17 protein-coding genes are annotated in these 20,361 nt (G+C 73.0%); 9 read left to right on the forward strand and 8 right to left on the reverse strand.

Annotated elements, in window-relative coordinates; genetic code table 11:
* The 3 genes from FV227_RS22205 to FV227_RS22215 all read left to right on the forward strand — a co-directional run.
* Window positions 1–918 (forward strand): DUF1839 family protein (locus FV227_RS22205; protein WP_147859926.1); only part of this gene is annotated, 918 nt, incomplete at its 5' end.
* A gap of 11 nt (window positions 919–929) precedes the next feature.
* A complete protein-coding gene (locus tag FV227_RS22210; RefSeq protein ID WP_147859927.1) occupies window positions 930–3,377 on the forward strand; it encodes a glycoside hydrolase family 2 protein in 2,448 nt (815 codons plus the stop codon).
* Between the two features lie 7 nt (window positions 3,378–3,384).
* The gene (locus tag FV227_RS22215) at window positions 3,385–5,109 is read left to right on the forward strand and encodes an alpha/beta hydrolase (protein ID WP_147859928.1); all 1,725 of its coding nucleotides are present in this window, start codon (window positions 3,385–3,387) and stop codon (window positions 5,107–5,109) included.
* A 317-nt stretch (window positions 5,110–5,426) separates the two neighbouring features.
* Here FV227_RS22215 and FV227_RS22220 read toward each other — a convergent pair whose 3' ends face one another.
* Both FV227_RS22220 and FV227_RS22225 read right to left on the reverse strand, forming a co-directional pair.
* Window positions 5,427–5,966: an ATPase gene (locus tag FV227_RS22220; protein ID WP_147728733.1), complete on the reverse strand. Its 540-nt coding sequence runs from the start codon at window positions 5,964–5,966 to the stop codon at window positions 5,427–5,429.
* Window positions 5,967–6,082: 116 nt separating this feature from the next.
* A complete protein-coding gene (locus tag FV227_RS22225; protein ID WP_147728732.1) occupies window positions 6,083–6,274 on the reverse strand; it encodes a hypothetical protein in 192 nt (63 codons plus the stop codon).
* Window positions 6,275–6,555: 281 nt separating this feature from the next.
* Here FV227_RS22225 and FV227_RS22230 point away from each other — a divergent pair, with 281 nt between their 5' ends.
* The 4 genes from FV227_RS22230 to rimM all read left to right on the forward strand — a co-directional run bounded on the left by FV227_RS22230 (window position 6,556) and on the right by rimM (window position 9,482).
* Window positions 6,556–6,771 (forward strand): glutathione S-transferase, encoded by a 216-nt coding sequence (locus FV227_RS22230; protein WP_147728734.1) that lies wholly within the window; start codon window positions 6,556–6,558, stop codon window positions 6,769–6,771.
* 4 nt (window positions 6,772–6,775) lie between these two features.
* Window positions 6,776–8,338: a signal recognition particle protein gene (gene ffh, locus FV227_RS22235; protein WP_147728731.1), complete on the forward strand. Its 1,563-nt coding sequence runs from the start codon at window positions 6,776–6,778 to the stop codon at window positions 8,336–8,338.
* Between the two features lie 104 nt (window positions 8,339–8,442).
* A complete protein-coding gene (gene rpsP, locus FV227_RS22240) occupies window positions 8,443–8,805 on the forward strand; it encodes a 30S ribosomal protein S16 (protein ID WP_147728730.1) in 363 nt (120 codons plus the stop codon).
* Between the two features lie 11 nt (window positions 8,806–8,816).
* Window positions 8,817–9,482, forward strand: coding sequence for a ribosome maturation factor RimM (gene rimM / locus FV227_RS22245; protein WP_147859929.1), 666 nt, complete (start codon window positions 8,817–8,819; stop codon window positions 9,480–9,482).
* Between the two features lie 32 nt (window positions 9,483–9,514).
* On the opposite strand, the gene FV227_RS22250 is transcribed toward rimM, so the two are convergent.
* Together FV227_RS22250 and FV227_RS22255 are read right to left on the reverse strand one after the other, a co-directional pair.
* Entirely contained in the window at window positions 9,515–11,821 is a 2,307-nt protein-coding gene (locus FV227_RS22250) for a PAS domain-containing protein (RefSeq protein ID WP_147727550.1), read from the reverse strand.
* A gap of 5 nt (window positions 11,822–11,826) precedes the next feature.
* On the reverse strand, window positions 11,827–12,633 hold the full coding sequence (locus FV227_RS22255; protein ID WP_147727551.1) for a Crp/Fnr family transcriptional regulator: 807 nt from the start codon (window positions 12,631–12,633) through the stop codon (window positions 11,827–11,829).
* 156 nt (window positions 12,634–12,789) lie between these two features.
* Here FV227_RS22255 and FV227_RS22260 point away from each other — a divergent pair, with 156 nt between their 5' ends.
* Window positions 12,790–13,851, forward strand: a complete 1,062-nt coding sequence (locus tag FV227_RS22260) for an MBL fold metallo-hydrolase (RefSeq protein WP_147727552.1) — start codon at window positions 12,790–12,792, stop codon at window positions 13,849–13,851.
* Window positions 13,852–13,905: 54 nt separating this feature from the next.
* Here the strand turns inward: FV227_RS22260 and FV227_RS22265 are convergent, their stop codons facing one another.
* From FV227_RS22265 to FV227_RS22280, 4 genes are all read right to left on the reverse strand, one after another.
* Complete coding sequence (locus tag FV227_RS22265; RefSeq protein ID WP_243936709.1) at window positions 13,906–14,724, reverse strand: EamA family transporter; 819 nt, start codon at window positions 14,722–14,724, stop codon at window positions 13,906–13,908.
* A gap of 70 nt (window positions 14,725–14,794) precedes the next feature.
* Window positions 14,795–16,108, reverse strand: coding sequence for an ATP-dependent protease ATPase subunit HslU (hslU, locus tag FV227_RS22270; protein WP_147727554.1), 1,314 nt, complete (start codon window positions 16,106–16,108; stop codon window positions 14,795–14,797).
* Window positions 16,105–17,190, reverse strand: a complete 1,086-nt coding sequence (locus FV227_RS22275) for a hypothetical protein (RefSeq protein WP_147727555.1) — start codon at window positions 17,188–17,190, stop codon at window positions 16,105–16,107. The genes hslU and FV227_RS22275 overlap by 4 nt, the downstream gene beginning before the upstream one ends.
* 109 nt (window positions 17,191–17,299) lie before the next feature.
* On the reverse strand, window positions 17,300–18,970 hold the full coding sequence (locus tag FV227_RS22280; protein ID WP_147859931.1) for a methyl-accepting chemotaxis protein: 1,671 nt from the start codon (window positions 18,968–18,970) through the stop codon (window positions 17,300–17,302).
* A 261-nt stretch (window positions 18,971–19,231) separates the two neighbouring features.
* Here FV227_RS22280 and FV227_RS22285 point away from each other — a divergent pair.
* Window positions 19,232–20,361: hypothetical protein (locus FV227_RS22285; RefSeq protein ID WP_147859930.1), on the forward strand; the 1,130-nt coding region annotated here is incomplete at its 3' end.

Raw genomic sequence — 20,361 nt, forward strand, 5'->3', positions numbered from 1 at the left:
GCGCCCCACCCGCTCCACGCCCCGGCCCGCGCCTGGCCGGAGACGAACTGCTACGTCGACCTCTGGATCGAGCTGCTGCACGCCCGCGGGCTCGAACCGGAGGGGATGCTCGGCTTCACCCTGCGCCAGGATTTCGAGGGCGACCAGTTCACCTTCTTCAAGCCGGCGATGGCCGACATCGAGGCGCTCTACGGCCTGCGCCTGGAGGAGCTCGCCGTCTACGACGGGCTCGAGCGCCACGCGAGCGTCCAGGTCGCCCGCGGCTGCCCGGTGCTCGTCGAGGTCGACGCGATCCACCTGCCCGACACCGCCGGCACCACCTACGGGCGCGAGCACGCCAAGACGACGATCGCGATCCTCGGGCTCGACCCGCGGGGGCGCATTCTCGACTACCTGCACAATGCCGGCCGCTTCCAGCTCGCCGCCGACGACTACGACGGCATCTTCGGCCCTGCCCTGCTGGCGCCCTACGCCGAGTTCGTGAAGGTGGTCGCCCCGCCCCTGCCGCCCCGCGCGCTGCGGGCGGCGGCCCGCACGCTGCTGTGCGGGCATCGCACCCGCGCCCCGCGGACGAACCCCGTGCGCGCCTTCCAGGCGGCGCTGGAGCAGACCGGCGAGGCCCTCGTGCTGCAGCCGCTCTCGGTCTTCCACCGCTACGCCTTCAACACCACACGCCAGCTCGGGGCCAACTTCGAGCTTCTCGGCAGCCACCTGGCCTGGCTCGACGCCGCGGGGCTGGCCGATCTCGCCACCGCGGCGGAGGCGGCGACGCGGCTGGCACAGGAGACCAAGGCGTTCCAGTTCCAGCTCGCCCGCGCCTTCGGCCGGCGCAACGCCGCGCCGCTGGCGGCCGCGCTCGAGCGCCCCGCCGCGAGCTACGACGCGGTCTTCTCCGCCCTCGACCGCGCCCTGCGCTGAGGGACGGCGCCGTGGCCCGCCTCCACGCCGTCGACGGCATCCCGGCCCGCACGATCGAAGGGCCGTGGTCCCTCGTGGTGACGGCGCCCGGTGCCTGCGCCGGGCCGGGCGAGGCGGCGAGCCTGCCGGGCTGGATCCCGGCGGAGGTCCCCGGCACCGCGGCCGCCGCGCTCCGTGCGGCCGGCCTCTGGTCGGAGGCCGAGCCGACGCCGCTCCACGGGGCGGACGTCTGGTACCGCACCGCGCTGACCCTGCAGGGCCGCGAATCCCTCCGCTTCGAGGGGCTGGCGACGCTCGCCGAGATCTGGGTCGACGGCGTGCTCCGCCTCGAGACGCGCTCGATGTTCCTCGCCCACGCCATCGCGGTCGAGGGGACGGGCACGGTCGAGCTCGCCCTGTGCTTCCGCGCCCTGCAGGCCGATCTCGACCGGCCCAACCGGCGCGGGCGCTGGCGCCCTCGCCTGGCGACGCCCGGAGCGCTGCGCCACGTCCGCACCAGCCTGCTCGGCTTCATGCCCGGCTGGTGCCCGCCGATCGACACGGTCGGCCCGTACCGGCCCGTCACCCGGACCGCGATCGGTCCCGAGCGTCCGCACGTGCTGTCGGTCGACCTGCGCGCCGCGCTCGACGGCGGCACCGGCCGCCTGCGCCTCGGCCTCGCCCTCGCCGATGCCGGAGGCTCCCGGCTGACGCTCCGCTGCGCCGGGGCAGAGGCGGTGATCGAGGCCGACGCGGCGGGCGGCTTCGCCGGCGAGGTGCTGATTCCCGAGGTCGCCTTGTGGTGGCCGCACACCCACGGCGAGCCGCGGCTCCACGCGGTCGAGGCCGAGATCGACGGCCATGTGCTGGCGCTCGGTCGCGTCGGCTTCCGCACGATCGCGCTGGAACGGCCGTTCGCCGAGGGCCTGAGCCTGACGATCAACGGCGTGCCGGTGTTCTGCCGCGGCGCGTGCTGGACGCCGGCCGACCTCGTCGGCCATTCGGCCGAGGCGTGCCGCCCGCTGCTGGCGCTCGCGCACGAGGCCGGCATGAACATGCTGCGGGTCTCCGGCATCACGCTCTACGAATCCGACGCCTTCCACGACCTGTGCGACGAGCTCGGCATCCTGGTCTTCCAGGACCTGATGCTCGCCAACTTCGACTATCCCGTCGACGATCCGGCCTTTCGGGAGCTGCTGCTCGCCGAGATCGACGGCTTCCTCGACCGCACCCAGGCCTCGCCCTCGCTCTGCGTCCTGTGCGGCGGCAGCGAGGTCGCGCAGCAGGCGGCGATGCTCGGGTTCCCCCGAGACGCCTGGACCGGGGGCCTTGCCGACGACGTCCTCGCCGCCCGCGTCGCCCGCCTGCGGCCGGACCTCGTGGTGGTGCCGAACTCGCCCTTCGGCGGGGACCTGCCGTTCTCGACCGAGGCCGGGCTCGCCCACTATTACGGCGTCGGCGCCTACCGCCGGCCGCTGGAGGATGCGCGCCGCGCCGAGGTCGGCTTCGCCTCGGAATGCCTGGCCTTCGCCAACGTGCCCGAGGACGCGACGCTGCGGGAGGCTGACCTCCTGGACCCCGCCGGCCCGGCCTGGGCCGCGGCGATCCCGCGCGACCGCGGCGCGGATTGGGATTTCGAGCAGGTCCGCGACCACTATCTTCGGACGCTGTTCGGGCTCGACCCCGGGACCCTGCGTCGCGACGACCCGGACCGCTACCGCGCGCTCGCCCGCGCGACGAGCGCCGAGGTGATGGAGGCGGTGTTCGGCGAGTGGCGCCGGGCGCGCTCGCCCACCGCCGGCGGGCTCGTGTGGAACTTCCGCGACCTCGCCCCCGGGATCGGATGGGGCGTCGTCGATGCGGCCGGCCGCCCGAAGTCGGCGTGGTACGCCCTGAAGCGCGCCTTCCGCCCCATCCAGCTGACGATCTCGGACGAGGGCCTGAACGGCCTGCACCTCCACGTCCACAACGAGGCGGCCGCGCCGCTGTCCGCAACGTTGCGGCTCGTCTTCAGCGATGCCGAGGGGCGCGTGGTGCACCAAGCCGAGCGCGCGATCGCGTGCGATCCGCGCAGCTCGGGAACCTGGTCGAGCGCGACGCTGCTCGGGCGGTTCTTCGATGCCACCGGAAGCTACCGCTTTGGCCCCCCCGCGCACAGCCTCGCCCATGTGAGCCTGATCGGCCCGGACCGCGACGGCATCCTCGCCGAGAGCTTCCACTTCCCGCAAGGGCGCGATCCGGCACCGCGCCCGATCGGGCTCGCCGCCGCGATCGAGGCCGGTGCGGCCGGTCCCGTCCTCCGGGTCACGGCGGACCGCTTCGCGCTCTGCGTGCGGATCGAGACCGAGACGGACGCGCGTCCCGCCGACGACGGCTTCCATCTCGCGCCCGGCACGCGGCGGCGCATCGCCCTCGTCGGGGACGGCCGTCCGCGCGGGATCGTCCGGGCCGTCAACACAAACGAGATCGTGAGGTTCTAAAACCTTGATGATGCACGCTCCCTTGCCGCAGCGCCTGTCGCCCCTCGAAGCGGAACCGGTCGTGATCGACGGCCTGTTCGGATGGTTCAGCCCGGGCATCGGCCGGCGCGGCGTGATCCTGTGCGGTGCGACCGGCTTCGAGCAGCTCTCGGCGCATCGCCCGTGGCGGACGCTGGCCGGACGGATCGCCGCCACCGGCTGCGCGACCCTGCGCTTCGACTATCCGGGCGAGGGCGATTCGGCGGATGCGGGCGCCGGGACGCTGGCGGCGTGGCGCGATGCGGTCCGCAGGGCGGTGCGCTTCCTGCGCGAGGAGGCGGGGGTGACGGAGGTCGTCCTCGTCGGCCTGCGGCTCGGAGCGACGCTGGCGGCGCTCGTGGCCGAGGAGGGCGGCGTCGACCGGCTCGTGCTGATGGCGCCGTGCCGGACCGGGCGCGGGTACCTGCGCGAGATGAAGCTGCGGGCCCCGGCGGTGAACCAGCTGTCGGACGGCACCGCGCCGGCCGAGATGCCCGGTCGCCTCTCGGTCGGCGGCTTTCCGATCGGCCCGGAGCTCGCGGCCGACCTCGCGCGGATCGACCTCGCTTCGGCGACGGTTCGGCCGGCGCCCGAGATCCTGATCCTCGGCGCGGAGACCGACGCCCTCGCCAAGCGCTACGCCGCGCTCGGCGCCGCGGTGACGGCGGGCGCCCTGCCCGGCCTCGCCCAGCTCGTCGGCAACCCGCTGTTCTCGGAGGCACCCGAGGCGGCCTTCGCCGAGGTGGTCGCCTTCGCGACCGCAGGCGCCCTGCCCCGGCCGAATTCGGCGCGCGCCGTCGCGGCGCCCGCCCATCTTGCCGGAGACGGCTGGCGGGAGGAGGCGGTCCGGTTCGGGCCGGGGCTGTTCGGCATCCACACCCGGCCGACCGGCCCGTCGACGGGGGCGCCGACGGTCCTGTTCATCGCCGCCGGCCTCAGCGCGCATTCCGGCTGGGGCCGGCAGGCGACGCGGATGGCCCGCGTTCTCGCGGCCGAGGGCGTGCCGTCGCTGCGGATGGATCTGGCCGGGGTCGGCGACAGCGCGGATCGGCCGGGCGGCGCCTCGCCGATGTTCTCGGCCGACACCCTCGACGATTTCCGTCACGCCCTGGACCACCTCGAGGCGCAGGGCGCGAGCCGGGTCGTCCTCGTCGGCAATTGCAGCGGCGCCTACGCGGCGTTCCAGGCGGCGTGGCGCGACCACCGCGTCGCGGGCGCGCTGCTGGCCAACCTCTACTGCTTCGACTGGCACCCGGACGACGACGTCGACGCCGTCGTGCGCCGGACGGTGGGAAGCGCGGCGACCTATGCCGCCCTGCTCCGGCGCGGCAGCACGTGGCGCCGCCTGCTCAAGGGCGAGGTCGGCGTCCGGGCGATCGGCAGCGTGCTCCTGCGCCGCGGCCTGTGCATGGCCGAACGCCGGTGGAAGGCGCTGTTCCGTCCGGCGCCCGAGGGCGGCAGCGTCGCGCGCCGGATCGCGGCGATGCGCCGGCGCGGCGCGCCTCTGCGCCTCGTCTACGCGGTCGGCGATCCCGGGATCCCCGCCCTGCGCAGGCATGTCGGCCGCACGCCGGAGCGGGCCGCCCGGCGCCTCGGCGCGCCGGTCGCGATCATCGCGGGCACCGACCACAACCTCGCGACGCCCGCCGCGCAGGCCGAGCTGGCCACGATCCTGCGGGACCTCGTCGCCACCGTCGTCGCGAGTCGCCCCTGACGTCCCGCCGGCCGCGGGGGGGCGGCGAGACAACGCAGGCGAGGGGCTTCACAGGGCGGGGCCCACCGCCTACCTTCGGGGTCCCAGCAACGAACGAAAGGAGGTGATCCAGTGTCTCATTGTCATCAGCCGCTGTCTTCGGCTTACCGGACCTGGACCGTCGCCTCCGGCGCCTCCTTCTAAGGGCGCTCGAGCCGCACACTCGGGACAGTTTCGGCCGGACCGCGGTTCGGCAATGGAAGGGCCGCCCTCACGGGCGGCCCTTCGGCTTTTCGGGGGGCACGGCGATCGCGTCGCCGTGCCGATGCGAAGCCGGTTCAGCGCTTCTGGAACAGCGGCTGCGCCAGCGCCTCGGTGCGGGCGCGCCATAGGTCGCGCTCCTCGCGCATCGCGTCGAGCTCGTCGCGGATTTGATCGCGCTCCGCCCGGAAGTGATCGCGCTCGGCGCGGATTTCCTGGAGGGCGTTCATCTCGATCTGCACGTGGTTGCGCAGCTCGCGGATCTCCTGGGCGAGCAGGGTCTGCAGCTCGCCGTGGCGGTCGGCCTCGAGCCGAAGCTTGGCCTTCAGCATCAGGTTCTCGGCCATCAGCTCCGAGACGTCCTCGGCGTCCGAGTTCGAGCGCGGGGCCTCGGCCGGCTGCTGCACGATCCGGGGCGACCAGGCCTGCTCGGCGGCGCGGGCCTCGGGACGCGGCGCCGGGCGCGCCTCGACTTGGCGCGCCTCGACTTGGGGCTGTGCCGGGGCCTGGGCGGCGGGCGCCTGGGCCTTCATGGCGGCGAGCCAGTCGCGCAGCGGGCCCGGGGCCGGGCGTCCACCGGACTCGTAGGGTGGCAGGTTGCGGGCGGGGTCCGACATCGGCATGTCCTCAACGATCGAGGCCATTCAGCGCCGAACATGCTTAACGATCGGTAAAGGTTAACGCCGTCTCGCCGTCCGACGACGGGAATGTGGGCCGGATCCCGCCCTGCCCCTCAGCCCGCGCCCTTCTCGATCTCCTGGTCGCTCTCCTGGTCGACGTTCTGCTCGCGCTCGTCGAAGGTGTAGCCTTCGAGCCAGTCCGCGCTGTCCTGCGAGCCGGCCGGGTAGGGGTCGGCCGAGTGCGGCGCGCCCTGCTTCTTGGCCGCCCTGCCCTCTTCCACGATCTTGGCCGATACGTATGCCATGCGGGTCTCCTCCTTGGCGCCTTGGTCTTCCGAAGGTGGGAGGACCGTGCGAAAAGGCGAGCCCGGCCGTCGGCGGGGACGACGGACCGCTGCGGATCCGTCGCGAAATTGACTTTTCGCGTGAGCTTACGTATCGCCCGGCCCATCCGACGTTGTTCGTCGACTCCGAAGCCGACCGGTCCACCGAGACCGGAGGTCAACGCCCGACAGCGCGTCCGCGCCCTCGGGCGTGCTCGGCGTTGGCGGCAGCGTCCTCACGAAGGCCGTCCTTGACCCACGCCATGACCCCATCCGCCGCCCTGCGCATCGAGGATGCCGTGAACGAGGTCTGCCCCTGGTCGGGCAAGCCGATCGCGGCCGATTCGCTGACGCTGTACAACGGCGCCGTGGTCGGCTTCTGCAATCCGGGCTGCCGGGACAAGTTCGCCCGCGCGGTCGGCGCCTTCGAGGATGCGTTCCAGGCGCGTCGCGCCGCCGCGTCGGGGCTGGACCAGTAGCGCCATGTTCGAGGGCCTTTCCGACCGCCTGTCCGGCATCCTCTCCGGCCTCACCCGCCGGGGTGCGCTGACTGAGGCCGACGTCACCGCCGCGATGCGCGAGGTCCGCCGCGCCCTGCTCGAGGCCGATGTGGCGCTCGAGGTGGTCCGCGGCTTCACCGACGCGGTGCGCGAGAAGGCCGTCGGCGCCGTCGTGCTGAAGTCGGTGACGCCCGGCCAGATGGTCGTGAAGATCGTCAACGACGAGCTCGTGGCGATGCTCGGCACCGACGCCGCGGTGATCGACCTGAACGCGCCCGCCCCCGTGCCGATCCTGATGGTCGGACTGCAGGGCTCGGGCAAGACCACCACGACGGCCAAGATCGCCCGCCGCCTGTCGGACCGCGAGAAGCGCAAGGTGCTGCTCGCCTCGCTCGACACCCGCCGTCCGGCGGCGATGGAGCAGCTCGCCGTCCTCGCCGGCCAGGTCGGCGTCGCCTGCCTGCCGATCGTCGCCGGCCAGTCGGCGGTGCAGATCGCCAAGCGTGCGATGGATGCCGCCCGGCTCGGCGGCTTCGACGTGGTGATGCTCGACACCGCCGGCCGCACCACGGTCGACGAGGCCCTGATGCAGGAAGCCGCCGAGGTGAAGGCGGCGACGAAACCCCACGAGGTCCTGCTCGTCGCCGACGCGCTCACCGGCCAGGACGCGGTCAACACCGCCCGCGCCTTCGACCAGCGCCTCGGCGTCACCGGCATCGTGCTCACCCGCATGGACGGCGATTCGCGCGGCGGTGCGGCGCTCTCGATGCGCGCCGTCACCGGCAAGCCGATCAAGCTCGTCGGCACCGGCGAGAAGGTCGACGCGCTGGAGGAGTTCCACCCCTCCCGCGTCGCCAACCGCATCCTCGGCATGGGCGACATCGTCTCGCTCGTCGAGAAGGCGGCCGAGACCATCGACCACGAGCAGGCGCTCCGCACCGCGGAGAAGATGCGCAAGGGCAAGTTCGACCTCGACGACCTGTCGATGCAGCTCGCCCAGATGGAGAAGATGGGCGGCATCGGCGGCCTGATGGGCATGCTGCCCGGCATGGGCGCGATGAAGAAGCAGGTCGAGGGCGCCAACCTCGACGAGAAGATGTTCAAGCGCCAGCGCGCGATCATCTCCTCGATGACGGCGCAGGAGCGCAAGAACCCCGATCTCCTCAAGAACTCCCGCAAGAAGCGCATCGCGGCCGGCTCGGGCACCAAGGTCGAGGAGCTGAACAAGCTCCTGAAGATGCACCGGACCATGGCCGACATGATGAAGGCGATGGGCTCGGGCAAGCGCGGCATCGGCCAAGCGCTGGGCTCGATGTTCGGCCTCGGCGGCGGGATGCCGGGCGGCATGGGCGGGATGCCCGGGCTTCCCCCGGGGATGCCCGAGCCGACGCCGGAGCAGATCGAGGCGATGCAGAAGCAGTTCGGCGGCAAGCTGCCGCCGATGCCCCCCGGCCTCGGGGGCGGCGGCAAGATGCCGGGCCTTCCGGGTCTCGGCGCGCCGAAGATGCCGGGCCTCGGCGGCTTCCCGTTCGGGAAGAAGAAGTAGGGCGAATGGGGAGTAGCGAATAGCGAACGGGGCTTTCGGCCATCTGTTCGCTACTCACTACCCACGATTCGCCGATCGATCGAAGCAAATCAGGAGCTGAAGACATGTCCCTCAAGATCCGCCTGACCCGTGGCGGCGCCAAGAAGCGCCCGTACTACCGCATCGTCGTCGCCGACGCCCGCGCGCCCCGCGACGGCCGCTTCATCGAGAAGGTCGGCGCCTACGACCCGATGAAGGCCAAGGACGACCCGGCCCGCATCGTGCTCGAGGCCGAGAAGATCACGGCGTGGCTCGCCAAGGGCGCGCAGCCGACCGACCGCGTCTTGCGCTTCCTCGACGCCGCCGGCCTCGCCAAGCGCCCCACCCGCAACAACCCGCAGAAGGCCGAGCCGGGCGAGAAGGCCAAGGAGCGCGCCGCCAAGCGCGCCGAGAAGGCCGCCAAGCCCGCCGAGGACGCGGCCGCTTAAGGAGCGCCAGCATGCGTCGTCCCGCAGGCCCATCCCGCGGCGACGGCGCGCGCCGCGGCGCCATCGCGCCCGGCACCCAGACCTCGCCGCGGCCAAAGCCCGCGGCGAAGCCGGCTCCCGCCGCGGTCGATCCGAGCTTCGTCGTGATGGGCGAGTTCGGGCGGGCGCAGGGGCTGAACGGCGAGATCCGCCTGAAATCCTATACCGGCGACCCGCAGGCGATCGCCGGCTACGGCCCCCTCGTCGCGGCCGACGGCCGGACGTTCGAGCTGACGAGCGTGCGCCCGGCGCCCGGCTCCTGGACCGACCTGCTGATCGCGCGGGTGCGCGGCGTCTCCGACCGGACCGGCGCGGAGGCGCTGAACCGGACCCTCCTCCACGTCCCCCGCGAGCGTCTCGGCGACCCCGATGAGGACGAGGTCTTCACCGCCGACCTCGTCGGGCTGCCGGCGATCGATGCCGCCGGCACCGTGCTCGGCACCATCGTCGCCGTGCCGAACTACGGCGGCGGCGATCTCCTCGAGATCAAGCCCGCGCAGGGTGGCGCCACCGCGCTGCTGCCCTTCACCAAGGCCTTCGTCCCCGAGCTCGACGTGGCGGCCGGGCGCGTCGTCGTCGCTCCGCCGGAGGATTTCTTCGCGCCGCCCGGCCCGAAGCCCGCGGACGATCCGGGCTGAGCGGAGCCTCGGCTGCCCGGCGGCGATCCGCCCTACGCTTCCATCAATCCGCTGAGCGGCGCCGTGACCGTGCAGGTGACGCCGGTTTCCGGGTAGGCCAGCGCCACCGCGCCGCCGATCGCGCCGACGAGGCCGCGCTCGATCAGCCGGGTGCCGAAACCCTTGCGGCGCGGCTCGACCACCGGCGGACCGCCCTGCTCGCGCCAGAGCAGGTGGATCACCGCGCCGGGCCCCTCGCCGGCGACGTGCCAGCCCAGGGCCACGCTGCCGCCCGGCACCGAGAGCGCGCCGTACTTGACCGCGTTGGTGGCGAGCTCGTGCGCCATCAGCGCCAGCGACAGCGCCGCCTTCGGGCCGACCGCGAGGTCAGGGCCGGACAGCCGGAACCGCTGCGGCCCGCCGTCGTCGTGGATGCTCAGCGCGCCGCTGAGCACCGCCTCCATCCCGGCGCTCTCGCTCTCGCCGGAGAGCAGGATGTCGTGGGCCTTGCCCATGGCCACGAGACGGGCCGAAAGGGCCTCGCGCGCCGCGTCCAGATCGGTGACGTTGCGCAGGGTCTGCGTCGCGATCGCCTGGACCAGCGCCAGCGTGTTCTTCAGGCGATGGCCGAGCTCGTGGTGGAGGATGTCCTGCTGCGCCGCGGCGCGCTTGCGGTCCTCGATGTCGCTGATCGCCACCACGGCGCCGATCGTGGCGCCGGACGGGTCCTTCACCGCCTCGCCGACGATCTCGATCCAGCGGCGCGACCCGTCCGGCCGCTGGTAGTGCGCTTCCAGCTCGGCGTGGTCGACCTCGCCCGCGGTGAGGCGGGCGAGCGGGTAGTCCTCCGGCGCCACCGGCGCCCCGTCCGAGCGAAAGGCGCGGTAGGCGCCGTAGCCGGCACGGTCTTCGGCGTAGAGGGTGGCGTGGCCGAGGATGCGCTCCAGGCGCGAGTTGCCGAACACGATCCGGCCGCTCGGGGCCTCGGCCAGCAGGATGCCCACCGGCATGGTCTGGAGCACGGTGTCGAGCTGCGCCTGATTCTGGCGCAGGCGGCGCTCGGTCTCGTTGCGCCGGGTGATGTCGAGCATCGCCCCGATCATCCGCACCGCCCGGCCCGCGCCGTCGCGGATGATGTAGCCGCGGTCGATCACCGCGGCGTAGCTGCCGTCGCCCCGCCGGAAGCGGTACTCGTCGGTCCAGGTCTCGGTCGCGCCGTCGATCGCCGCATGGATGCTGTGGGCTATCCGGTCGCGGTCCTCCGGATGGATCTGGGCGAGCCACCAGGCGCCCTGCGGCGCGACGTCGGCGAGGTCGTGGCCGTGGGCCAGCATCAGCGCCTCGTTCCACCGGACCTGGTCCGCGACGAGGTCCCAGTCCCAGATCGCGTCGGTGGTGGCCCGCGCCGCCAGGCGATAGCGCTCCTCGGTCGCCTTCAGGGCGAGGTCGGCGGATTTGTGCTCGGTGATGTCGCGGACGGTGCCGATGAAGCGGACCGCGACGCCGTCCTCGAGGATCGCCCGCCCGCGGGCGGCGATCCAGCGCTGCGCGCCGGTGTCGGCCGCGATCACCCGGTAGTCGATGTCGAGCGCGCCGGTGCCGGCCGGGTCCATGGCCGCCCAGACCGCCGCGTCCGCGCGCTCCCGGTCGTCGGGGTGCAGGCCGCCGAGATAGGTCTCGGCGTAGGTCACCGGGCCGCGGGCCGGCACGCCGAACAGGGCGCGCACCCGCGCGTCCCAGCGCAGCTCGCCGCTCGCGAGGTCGAAGTCGAAGATGCCGATGCCGGTGGCTTCGACCGCGAGCCGCAGCTGCTCCTCGGCCAGCGCGCGGGCGGCGAGCGCCTGCTCGCGGTTCTCGATCGCCCGGCGCAGCTCGAGCTGGACCATCACCTGGCGCGCGAGGGCGGCGAGCGTCGCCATCTGCCGGTCGGTCAGCCCTTCGGGGCGCGGGACGGAGTCGATGACGCAGAGCGTGCCGAGGGCGAAACCCTCCTGCGTGTGCAGCGGCGCGCCGGCATAGAACCGGATCTGCGGATCGCCCGTGACCAGGGCGTTGTCGCGGGTCCGCGGATCGCGGGTCAGGTCGGGGATGACCAGGATGCCGTCTCGGCCCAGCGCGTGCGCGCAGACCGATTGCGACAGCGGCGTCTCGCACGGGTCGAAGCCGATGCGGGCCTTGAACCATTGCCGGTCCTTGGCGACGAAGCTGACGAGCGCGGTCGGGGTCTCGCAGGCCTGCGAGGCCAGCAGGACGATGTCCTCGAAGCCGGCCTCGGCGGGCGTGTCGAGGATGTCGTAGGTGTCGAGGGCGGCGAGACGCGCGTCGTCCAGCGGGTCGTCCGGCGTCGGTGCGGCGGTCATGGCGCTCAGGCCGCCCTTCCCTGCGAGGGCTGGCCGGCCGCGGACCCGCCGGCCGCGGCCGGGTCGACGGCCACCAGCGTGCCGTCGTCGCGATAGACCGCGCCGAGCACCTCCTCGAAATGACGGCGCACCCGGTCGTGGCACTCGCAGGCCGCCCGCTCCAGGGCCGCCCGGTCGCGGATGGCGATGCGGCCGCGCGACACCGCGATCATCCCGCGGTCGTGCAGGCCGCGCAGGACGCCGGACAGGTAGGTGCGGCGGACGCCAAGCATCTCGGCGAGCACGTCCTGGGTGATCGGCAGCACGTCGGTCGAGAGCCGGTCGTGCAGGGTCAGCAGCCACTTGGCGGCGCGCTGCTCGATCGGGTGCAGGGCGTTGCAGGCCACCGATTGCAGGAGCTGGGCGATCAGGCAGTCGGAGTAGCGCGTGAACAGGTTGCGCAGCGTGCTCGACGCGTGCTTGGCCGCCTGAAGGCGCCCCGCCTCCACGCGCAGCCCCGGGCCGCCGATCTGGACCACGGCGCGGCTGAAGGCCGGCAGGTAGCCCTGGCTGACCACGCCGCCGACCGCGCCCTCCCAGCCGACCGTCGCGGTCTCGGTCATGCGGCCGTCGAGCATGGTGATCGCCAGGGTGACCACGGTGTGGTCGCACGGGAAGGTGACGTGCGAGACCGGATCGCCCGATTCGAACACGATGTCGCCGCGCGCGAACTCGGCCGGCTCGGCGTAGGGCGCGATCAGCGCCCGGTCGGCGGGCTGGAGGGCGCGCAGCAGGAGGTTCCTGCCGAAGGACGTGGCGGCGGTGACGGCCATGGCGGGGCGGTTCGTTTCCCAGGTGCAACAAGGCCATAGCGCAGCGCGAGGCCGCCGTCTGTTCACAAGTCGAAGTTCGCGCAAGTTTTCGATGACGGACGGGCCGGCAACGGCATCCGCTTGATTCCGGGGCGGCGCCGGCCATGTGATCACGGCATGAAACGGCGAAGCCTGCTCACGGCCGCGAGCGCGGCCACGGTGATGACCCTGGGCGGCGTCGGCTACGCCGTGCACAGGCGCGGGCGCAACCCGTACTACCGCGGGCCGGAAAGCGACCACTTCGACGGGGTGCGGTTCTTCGCGCCCGGCCAGGTCGCCGACAAGGCCCTGGCCGACGTCCTCCGCTGGAAGGCCGAGCGCGGCGGAACGGCGTGGCCCAAGGCCTATCCGAGCCCCTTCCCGGCCGACCGTCCGCCGGAGCGCGTCACAGGCCTGCGCATCGTGCTGATCGGGCATGCCAGCTACCTGGTGCAGGTCGCCGGCCGCAACATCCTGATCGACCCGGTCTTCGCCACGCGCGCGAGCCCGACGCGCTTCGCGGGCCCGAAGCGGGTCAACCCCCCCGGCATCGCCATGGCCGACCTACCGCCGATCGACGCCGTGCTGATCACCCACAACCACTACGACCATCTCGACGGGCCGAGCCTCGCGCGGATCTGGCAGGCGCACCAGCCGCTGGTCGTCGCGCCGCTCGGCAACGACACGATCCTGCGCGGCTACGACGACACGATGCATGTCGAGACCGCCGACTGGGGCGGCTCGGTCGATCTCGGCGACGGGGTGGCCGTCCACCTGACGCCGGCCTACCACTGGTCGGCCCGCGGGCTGAACGACCGGCGCATGGCCCTGTGGTGCGCCTTCGTGCTGACCACGCCCTGGGGCGTCCACTACCATGTCGGCGATACCGGCTTCGGCGACGGCGCGATCTTCCGGGACGTGCGTGCCCGCTTCGGGCCGCCGCGGCTGGCGACCCTGCCGATCGGCGCCTACGAGCCGCGCTGGTTCATGCAGGCGCAGCACATGAACCCGGCCGACGCGGTCGCCGCCCTCGACCTGCTCGGGGCGACCCAGGCGCTAGGCCATCATTGGGGCACCTTCCGGCTCACCGACGAGGGCATCGCGCAGCCGGCCGAGGCGTTGGACGCGGCAATGGACCAGGCCGGGCAGCCGCGCGCGCGCTTCCTCGCGCTGCGGCCGGGGCAGGTGTGGGAAGGCTGACCGCGGACGAACCACCCGCGTCGGTCACGGTGGAGACGCCCTCTCGATCGTCCGTCAGGCGGTCCGCTCCGTCGCGCTCGCCTTCCGGCCACCGGCGGTGATGCCGGCGGAGGCCGCGATGACGCAGCCGATTGCCAGCCATTGCAGCAGGGACAGGCGCTCGCCGAGCAGGATCAACGCCGCGAGCGCCGCGATCGCCGGCTCCAGGCTCATCATCACCCCGAAGGCCTGCCGCGTCAGCCGGCGCAGGGCCACCATCTCCAGCGAGTACGGCAGCGCGCTCGACAGCACCGCGATCCCGAAGCCGAGCGCCAGCGTCTCGGGATCGAGCAGGGCCGCGCCGGAGCTCGCCAAGCCGAACGGCGCTACCACGATGGCCGCCGCGAGCATGCCGAGCGACACCGCCTGCCCGCCGTCGACCCGGCCCGCGCGCTGCCCGAACACGATGTAGAGCGCCCAGGCCAAAGCCGCGACGAGGGCGTAGGCCACACCCGCCGGGTCCAGGCCGCCGGCCTCGCGCATCGGCAGCAGCAACCCGAGCCCGAGCACCGCGAGGCCGATCCAGGCGAAATCGGCGGTTCGGCGCGAGGCCGAGAGCGCGACCGCGAGCGGCCCGAGGAACTCGATCGCCACCGCGGGCCCGAGCGGGATCGTGCGGAGTGCCAGGTAGAAGGTCAGGTTCATCATCCCGAGCGCGGCGCCGTAGAGCGCGATGATCCCGGCCTCGCGCAAGCTCAGGCTCCGCCGCCACGGCCGCCACACCGCGAGCAGGATCAGGCCCGAGAAGCCGACGCGCAGGCTCGACACGCCGGCCGCGCCGACGATCGGGAACAGGCTCTTGGCCAGGGCCGCTCCGCTCTGGAGCGAGACCATGCCGGCGACGAGCGCGACGACGGGCAGGAGCGTCGCCGACGCGCCCGGCCGTTCGAGGCCGCGCACGGCGCTACAGGATGAACCGGCTGAGGTCGGCGTTGGCCGCCAGGCTCTCGACCCGGTCGCGGACATAGGCCGCGTCGATCGCCACCGTCTCGCCCGAGCGGTCGGTGGCGGTGAACGAGACCTCGTCGATGACGCGCTCGAGCACGGTCGAGAGGCGCCGCGCGCCGATGTTCTCGACCGAGCCGTTCACCTCCACCGCGACGCGGGCCAGCGCGTCCACCGCGTCGTCCGAGAAGGCCAGCGTCACGCCTTCCGTCTGCATCAGCGCCACCGTCTGCTTGAGCAGGCTCGCCTCGGTGGAGGTCAGGATCTGCTTGAAGTCCTCGACGGTGAGCGGCTGCAGCTCGACGCGGATCGGCAGGCGTCCCTGCAGCTCCGGCAGCAGGTCGGCGGGCTTCGAGACGTGGAAGGCGCCCGAGGCGATGAACAGCACGTGGTCGGTCTTCACCGGCCCGTGCTTCGTCGTTACCGTCGTGCCCTCGATCAGCGGCAGCAGGTCGCGCTGCACGCCCTCGCGGGAGACGTCGGCCGAGGACCGCCCCTCGCGGGCGCAGATCTTGTCGATCTCGTCGAGGAAGACGATGCCGTTGTCCTCGACCTCGCGGATCGCCTCGCGGATCAGCGCGTCGTCGTCGACGAGCTTGTCGGATTCCTCGGCGAGCAGGGGCGCGTAGGCGTCGCGCACGCTCATCCGGCGCGGCTTGCCCTTGGCGGCGCCGAACGCCTTGCCGAACATGTCGCCGAGGTTGACCGCGCCCATGGAGGCGCCCGGCATCCCGGGGATCTCGAACATCGGCAGGCCGGAGGACGGATTGCCGGCGAACTCGATCTCGACCTCCTTGTCGTCGAGCTGGCTGTCGCGCAGCTTCTTGCGGAAGCTGTCGCGCGTCGGCTGGCTCGCGGTCGGGCCGACCAGGGCGTCGAGGATGCGGTTCTCGGCCGCCGCCTCCGCCTTGGCCTTGACCGCCTTGCGCTTCTCCTCGCGCACGAGCCCGATCGCCACCTCGACGAGGTCGCGCACGATCTGCTCGACGTCGCGGCCGACATAGCCGACCTCGGTGAACTTGGTCGCCTCGATCTTGAGGAACGGCGCGCCGGCGAGCCGCGCGAGCCGGCGGGCGATCTCGGTCTTGCCGCAGCCGGTCGGGCCGATCATCAGGATGTTCTTCGGCGCGACCTCCTCGCGCAGCGGCCCGGTGAGCTGCTGCCGGCGCCAGCGGTTGCGCAGCGCAATGGCGACGGCACGCTTGGCGTCGTGCTGGCCGACGATGAAGCGGTCGAGTTCCGAGACGATCTCGCGGGGGGAAAACGTGGTCATCGGGCTCCGATCGGGTGCGGCAGCCGGTCTGCCAGGCGCGCGGGCAGGCCGCGCAGGACGACGCCCCGCATCGCGTGCCAGCCGGCGCTGAGCAGCAGGACGAAGGCGCCGAGCGCCAGGAAGCTCAAGGGGGCGGCCCGGTTGCTGAAGCCGGCGTCGCGGATCAGGGTTCCGAACGCGATCCCGGCATAGGTCAGGCCGGCCACGAGGATGGCGCGCCGGTCGGTGACCAGCGCCACCAGCGCCAGCAGCAGCACCACGCCGAGCACCAGGATCGCCGAGACCGTCGACGGCGCCTCGGCGTTCCGGAGGACCGTGGCGAGCATCGGATGCACGATCAGCGGGGCGGCGAGCAGGTGCAGCCAGAACGCGATGTCCGTGCGCCGGGTCTGGCGCTGGCGGTCGCCGAGGTCGAAACGCATCGCCAGCGCGAAGACGGCGAGGCCCGCCGTGACCAGCAGCGCGCTGAAGGCGTCGGCATCGAGGGTCGGGACGAGGGCGAAGGCCAGCGCGAGCAGCGTGCCGGCGAGCGCGGCTGCGCCCGCCGCGATGGTGATCGGCACGGCAAAGCGCCGGTAATGCAGGGCGCAGAGCGCCAGGGTCGCGAGCGCCGCCCCGGCATAGGGAAGCGGTGCCGGCGCGCCCGATCCGCTCGGTCCCGGCAGGGCGCTGCCCAAGCCGATCGCGAGGCCGGCCATCGACGCGAGCGCCAGGAAGGACTCGACCGCGAAGATCGCCAGCAGGGCGATGCTCGGCAGCGCCATCCTGCGGCGGCGGGTGAAGAACTCCGCGAGCGCCCAGGCCAGGGCCGCGACGAGCACCCGGCTGCCCGTCTCGCCGAGGGTGTCGCCGGCCAGGAGCCAGACCGCGCCCAGGAACAGGCCGATGCCGAGGGTGACGAAGATGTCGGCGAAGCCGGTGATGAAGCGCAGGCGCTCGTCGTCGTCCACGCGCTCGGGCACCGGCACCGCCTCCTCGCGGGCCAGCCGGTCCAGGGCCTCCACCTGCGCGGCGGTGAGGATGCCGCGGGCGACCGCGCGCGACAGGAGCGCGGGGTCGATCACCGGAGGGCCGGCGGGCACGGGGAGGGACGTCGCATCGCCCCGATCTAAGCGCGAAGCGGGACGCTTACCAGGGTCGATCGCGCCGCCGAGCGCGCGGCCGATCCGGCGTGCGATCCCCCGGCCGGCGTCAGGCGGCGCGGATCTCGCCGACGAAGCCGGCGACCTCGCCGCCGAGGCCCTCGGAGCGGCGCGCGAGCTCGCCGGCCGCGGCCAGCACCTGCGCCGCGGCGGCGCCCGCCTGCAGGGCGGCGGCCTGGACCTCGGCCATGGTCTCGCTCACCGCCCGGGTGCCCTCGGCGGCGTCGCTCACGCTGCGGGCGATCTCCTGGGTGGCGAGCTGCTGTTCCTCCACCGCCGCGGAGACGCCCATCGCGATCTCGTGGACCGAGCCGATGGTGCCGCCGATCTCCTCGATCGCCGCCACCGCGTCGGCGGTGGCCTCGCGGATCGTGGCGATCTCGGCGGTGATCCGGTCGGTCGCCAGCGCGGTCTGGCCGGCGAGGCTCTTCACCTCGGCGGCCACCACCGCGAAGCCGCGTCCCGCCTCGCCGGCCCGCGCCGCCTCGATCGTGGCGTTGAGCGCCAGCAGGTTGGTCTGGCCGGCGATGCCCGAGATCAGCGAGACGACCTCGCCGATGCTGGCGGCACTGCGGGCGAGCCGCTGCACGGACTGCTCGGTGCGTCGCGCGTTCTCGACGGCGCCGGCGGCGGCGACCGAGGTCTGCGAGACCTGCGCGCCGATCTCGTTAGCGGTCGCGGCCAGCTCCTCGGTGGCGGCCGCCACCGCTTGGACGTTCATCGAGGCCGCGCCGGCGGCGTCCATGACGGCCTGCGACTGCAGGCTGGTGCGCTCGGCGTTGCGCGCCATCGCGCGGGCCGTCTCCTCCATCGTCCCGGCGGACGCGGCCAGGTGGCCGACGAGGCCGCCGACGCTGCCCTGGAATCGGTCGGCGAGGGTGTCCATCTCGGCGCGCTTGACGGCGCCGGCTTCCAGGCCGGCCTGGGCCTGGCTGCGGCGCAGGGCGTCCGCCTCGCCCATCGCGTCGGCGAAGGTGCGCATGCTCGCCCAGATCGCGCCGATCTCGTCGCGCGAGGGCTTCACCATCGGCAGGTCGCGGTCGCCCTCCGCGAGGCGGCGGATCGCGGTCGACACGGCCCGCAGCGGCCTCGCGATCATGCGATGGCCGAACAGCCCGCCGATGAGCAGGCCGCCCAGGGCGCCACCGAAGGCCAGCGCCAGAAGCAGGCGCAGGCGCCCCGTGTAGAGCGCGTCGGCACCGGCGTTCAGGCTCTCGATGCGGTCGCGGTTGCGCATCACGAGGGCCTCGATCCCGGCCTGGAAGGCGATGCGGTTGTTGCGGTTCTCCTCGGTGAAGCCCTGCTCGGCGGCGGCCTTCGGCGAGACCTCGGTGCCGAGACGGGCCGTCTCGGTGCGGTGCCGTCGGAAATCCGCGGCGTCCTTCGCCACGCGGTCGAACAGCGCCCGGTCCTCCGCCGGCACCGCCGGGAGCCACTCGGTCAGCAGCGCATCGATCGCCGAGAGATCGCGGACGATGCCGCCGGCGTAGGTCCGCGCGGCCTGCGTGCTGGCGGCGGCGTAGATGCCGCGGGATTCGAGTGCGGTGTCGGTGGTGAGCCGGGTGAGCTCGGCCGCGAACAGCGCGTTCTCGGTGGCGTTCCGCGCGGCCCCGACCGACGCGTTGAAGGTCCGCAGGGTGTCGAGCCCGACGCCCGCGACCACGAGGGTCACGAGGCTAGAGGCGCCGACCAGTCCGATGAGTTTGCCGCCGATCGTCATCGCGTCCACGCCCCGTGCTTGCGTGGTCGAACCTACCCAGAGGTTGTCAAGGACCCGTTAAGCTTGCAACCCGCTCACCCCTGCACGGCCTCGGGGCGCGAAACCGACATCCTCGATGCTTCGCCACCCTGCGGTCGAAGCTGCGAGAACGACAGCATAAACCCGCGGACCCGGCGGGCATAACCTTGACCGTTCCTTCGTCAGCCCGGATGAGTGGACCCTGTCGGGATCGATGATCGAGCCCGGTCCGGGGGACGTCAGATGAAGCGATGGATCGTGGGGGCCGCCCTGCTCGCCGGGCTGGCCGCGCCGGCTTGCGCCAAGGATATCGTCTTGCCGGCGAAGGAACCCGCCGTCACCGCGACGATGCCGGACGACTGGGACACCAGCGTCTACGAGACCGAGATAGCCTCCGTCTCGGCCGACGGCGACATCGTGGTCAACATCGCCACCGACAGCAAGGCGCGCCTCGACGCGCTGATCAAGGACAGCAAGGCCTACCTGACCAAGAACAAGGTCAAGCTCGTCGGCAAGCCGACCGAGCAGACCATCGACTTCAACGGCACCCCGGGCCAGGTGCAGCGCTACCAGGCGACGGACAAGAACGGCAAGGCGATCATCGACTTCGTCACCCTCGACGCGAGCCGGAACTGGGTGGTCCTGCTGACCGTGTGGGGCTCCGAGGACGACCGCCAGACCAACGGGACCGCCCTGGACGCGATCATGAAGAGCGTGACGGTCCCGGCCGGCGGCGGAGGCGGCGGGTTCTGGTCCGGTGCCGCCGTCCCGTCTGGCAAGGCCGGGACGGGCAAGACGGAAGCCACCGCGCCCGAGGCGGTCAAGCCGCCGCCGGGGGCCGCCGCGGCGGCGCCCCAAGCGCCCGCTCAAGCCCCCGCTCAAGCACCCCCTGCCGCAGCGAGGGGCGCCACCCAGACGCTCGGGGTCCGGCGCGTGCTGTTCGTCACGCGGCCCTCGGACGGCTTCGGCGACGCCGACCCGCGCGCCGCGAGCCCCTTCCTGCCGAGCGAGAAGGTCATCACCTACATGGAGCCGATCGGCGAGACGCTGGTGCCGGTCGCCGGCGGCGACGTGCGGTTCGGCTTGGTCGTCGACTACGCGCTGCAGACCAGGGGCGGCGCGATCCTCGCCGGCCAGAAGGCCGTGATCGACCGGGAGTTCACCGCCGGGAAGGACGCCCTGCTGGACGGCTCCCCGAAGTTCTCCTTCCACGTCACCCTGGGCATCACCGGCGTCGACCCGGGCGAGTACGTCCTCGCCTTCACGCTGCGCGACAAGTTCAGCGACCGCACGACCCAGATCGAGCGGCCGTTCACGGTGGCGGCGGCCCCGGCCGCTCGATGTGGGTCGTGCGGTCGCTTAAGTTGTCGCGC

Origin of the sequence: Methylobacterium sp. WL119 (assembly GCF_008039875.1) — a bacterium.
Classification (GTDB): domain Bacteria; phylum Pseudomonadota; class Alphaproteobacteria; order Rhizobiales; family Beijerinckiaceae; genus Methylobacterium.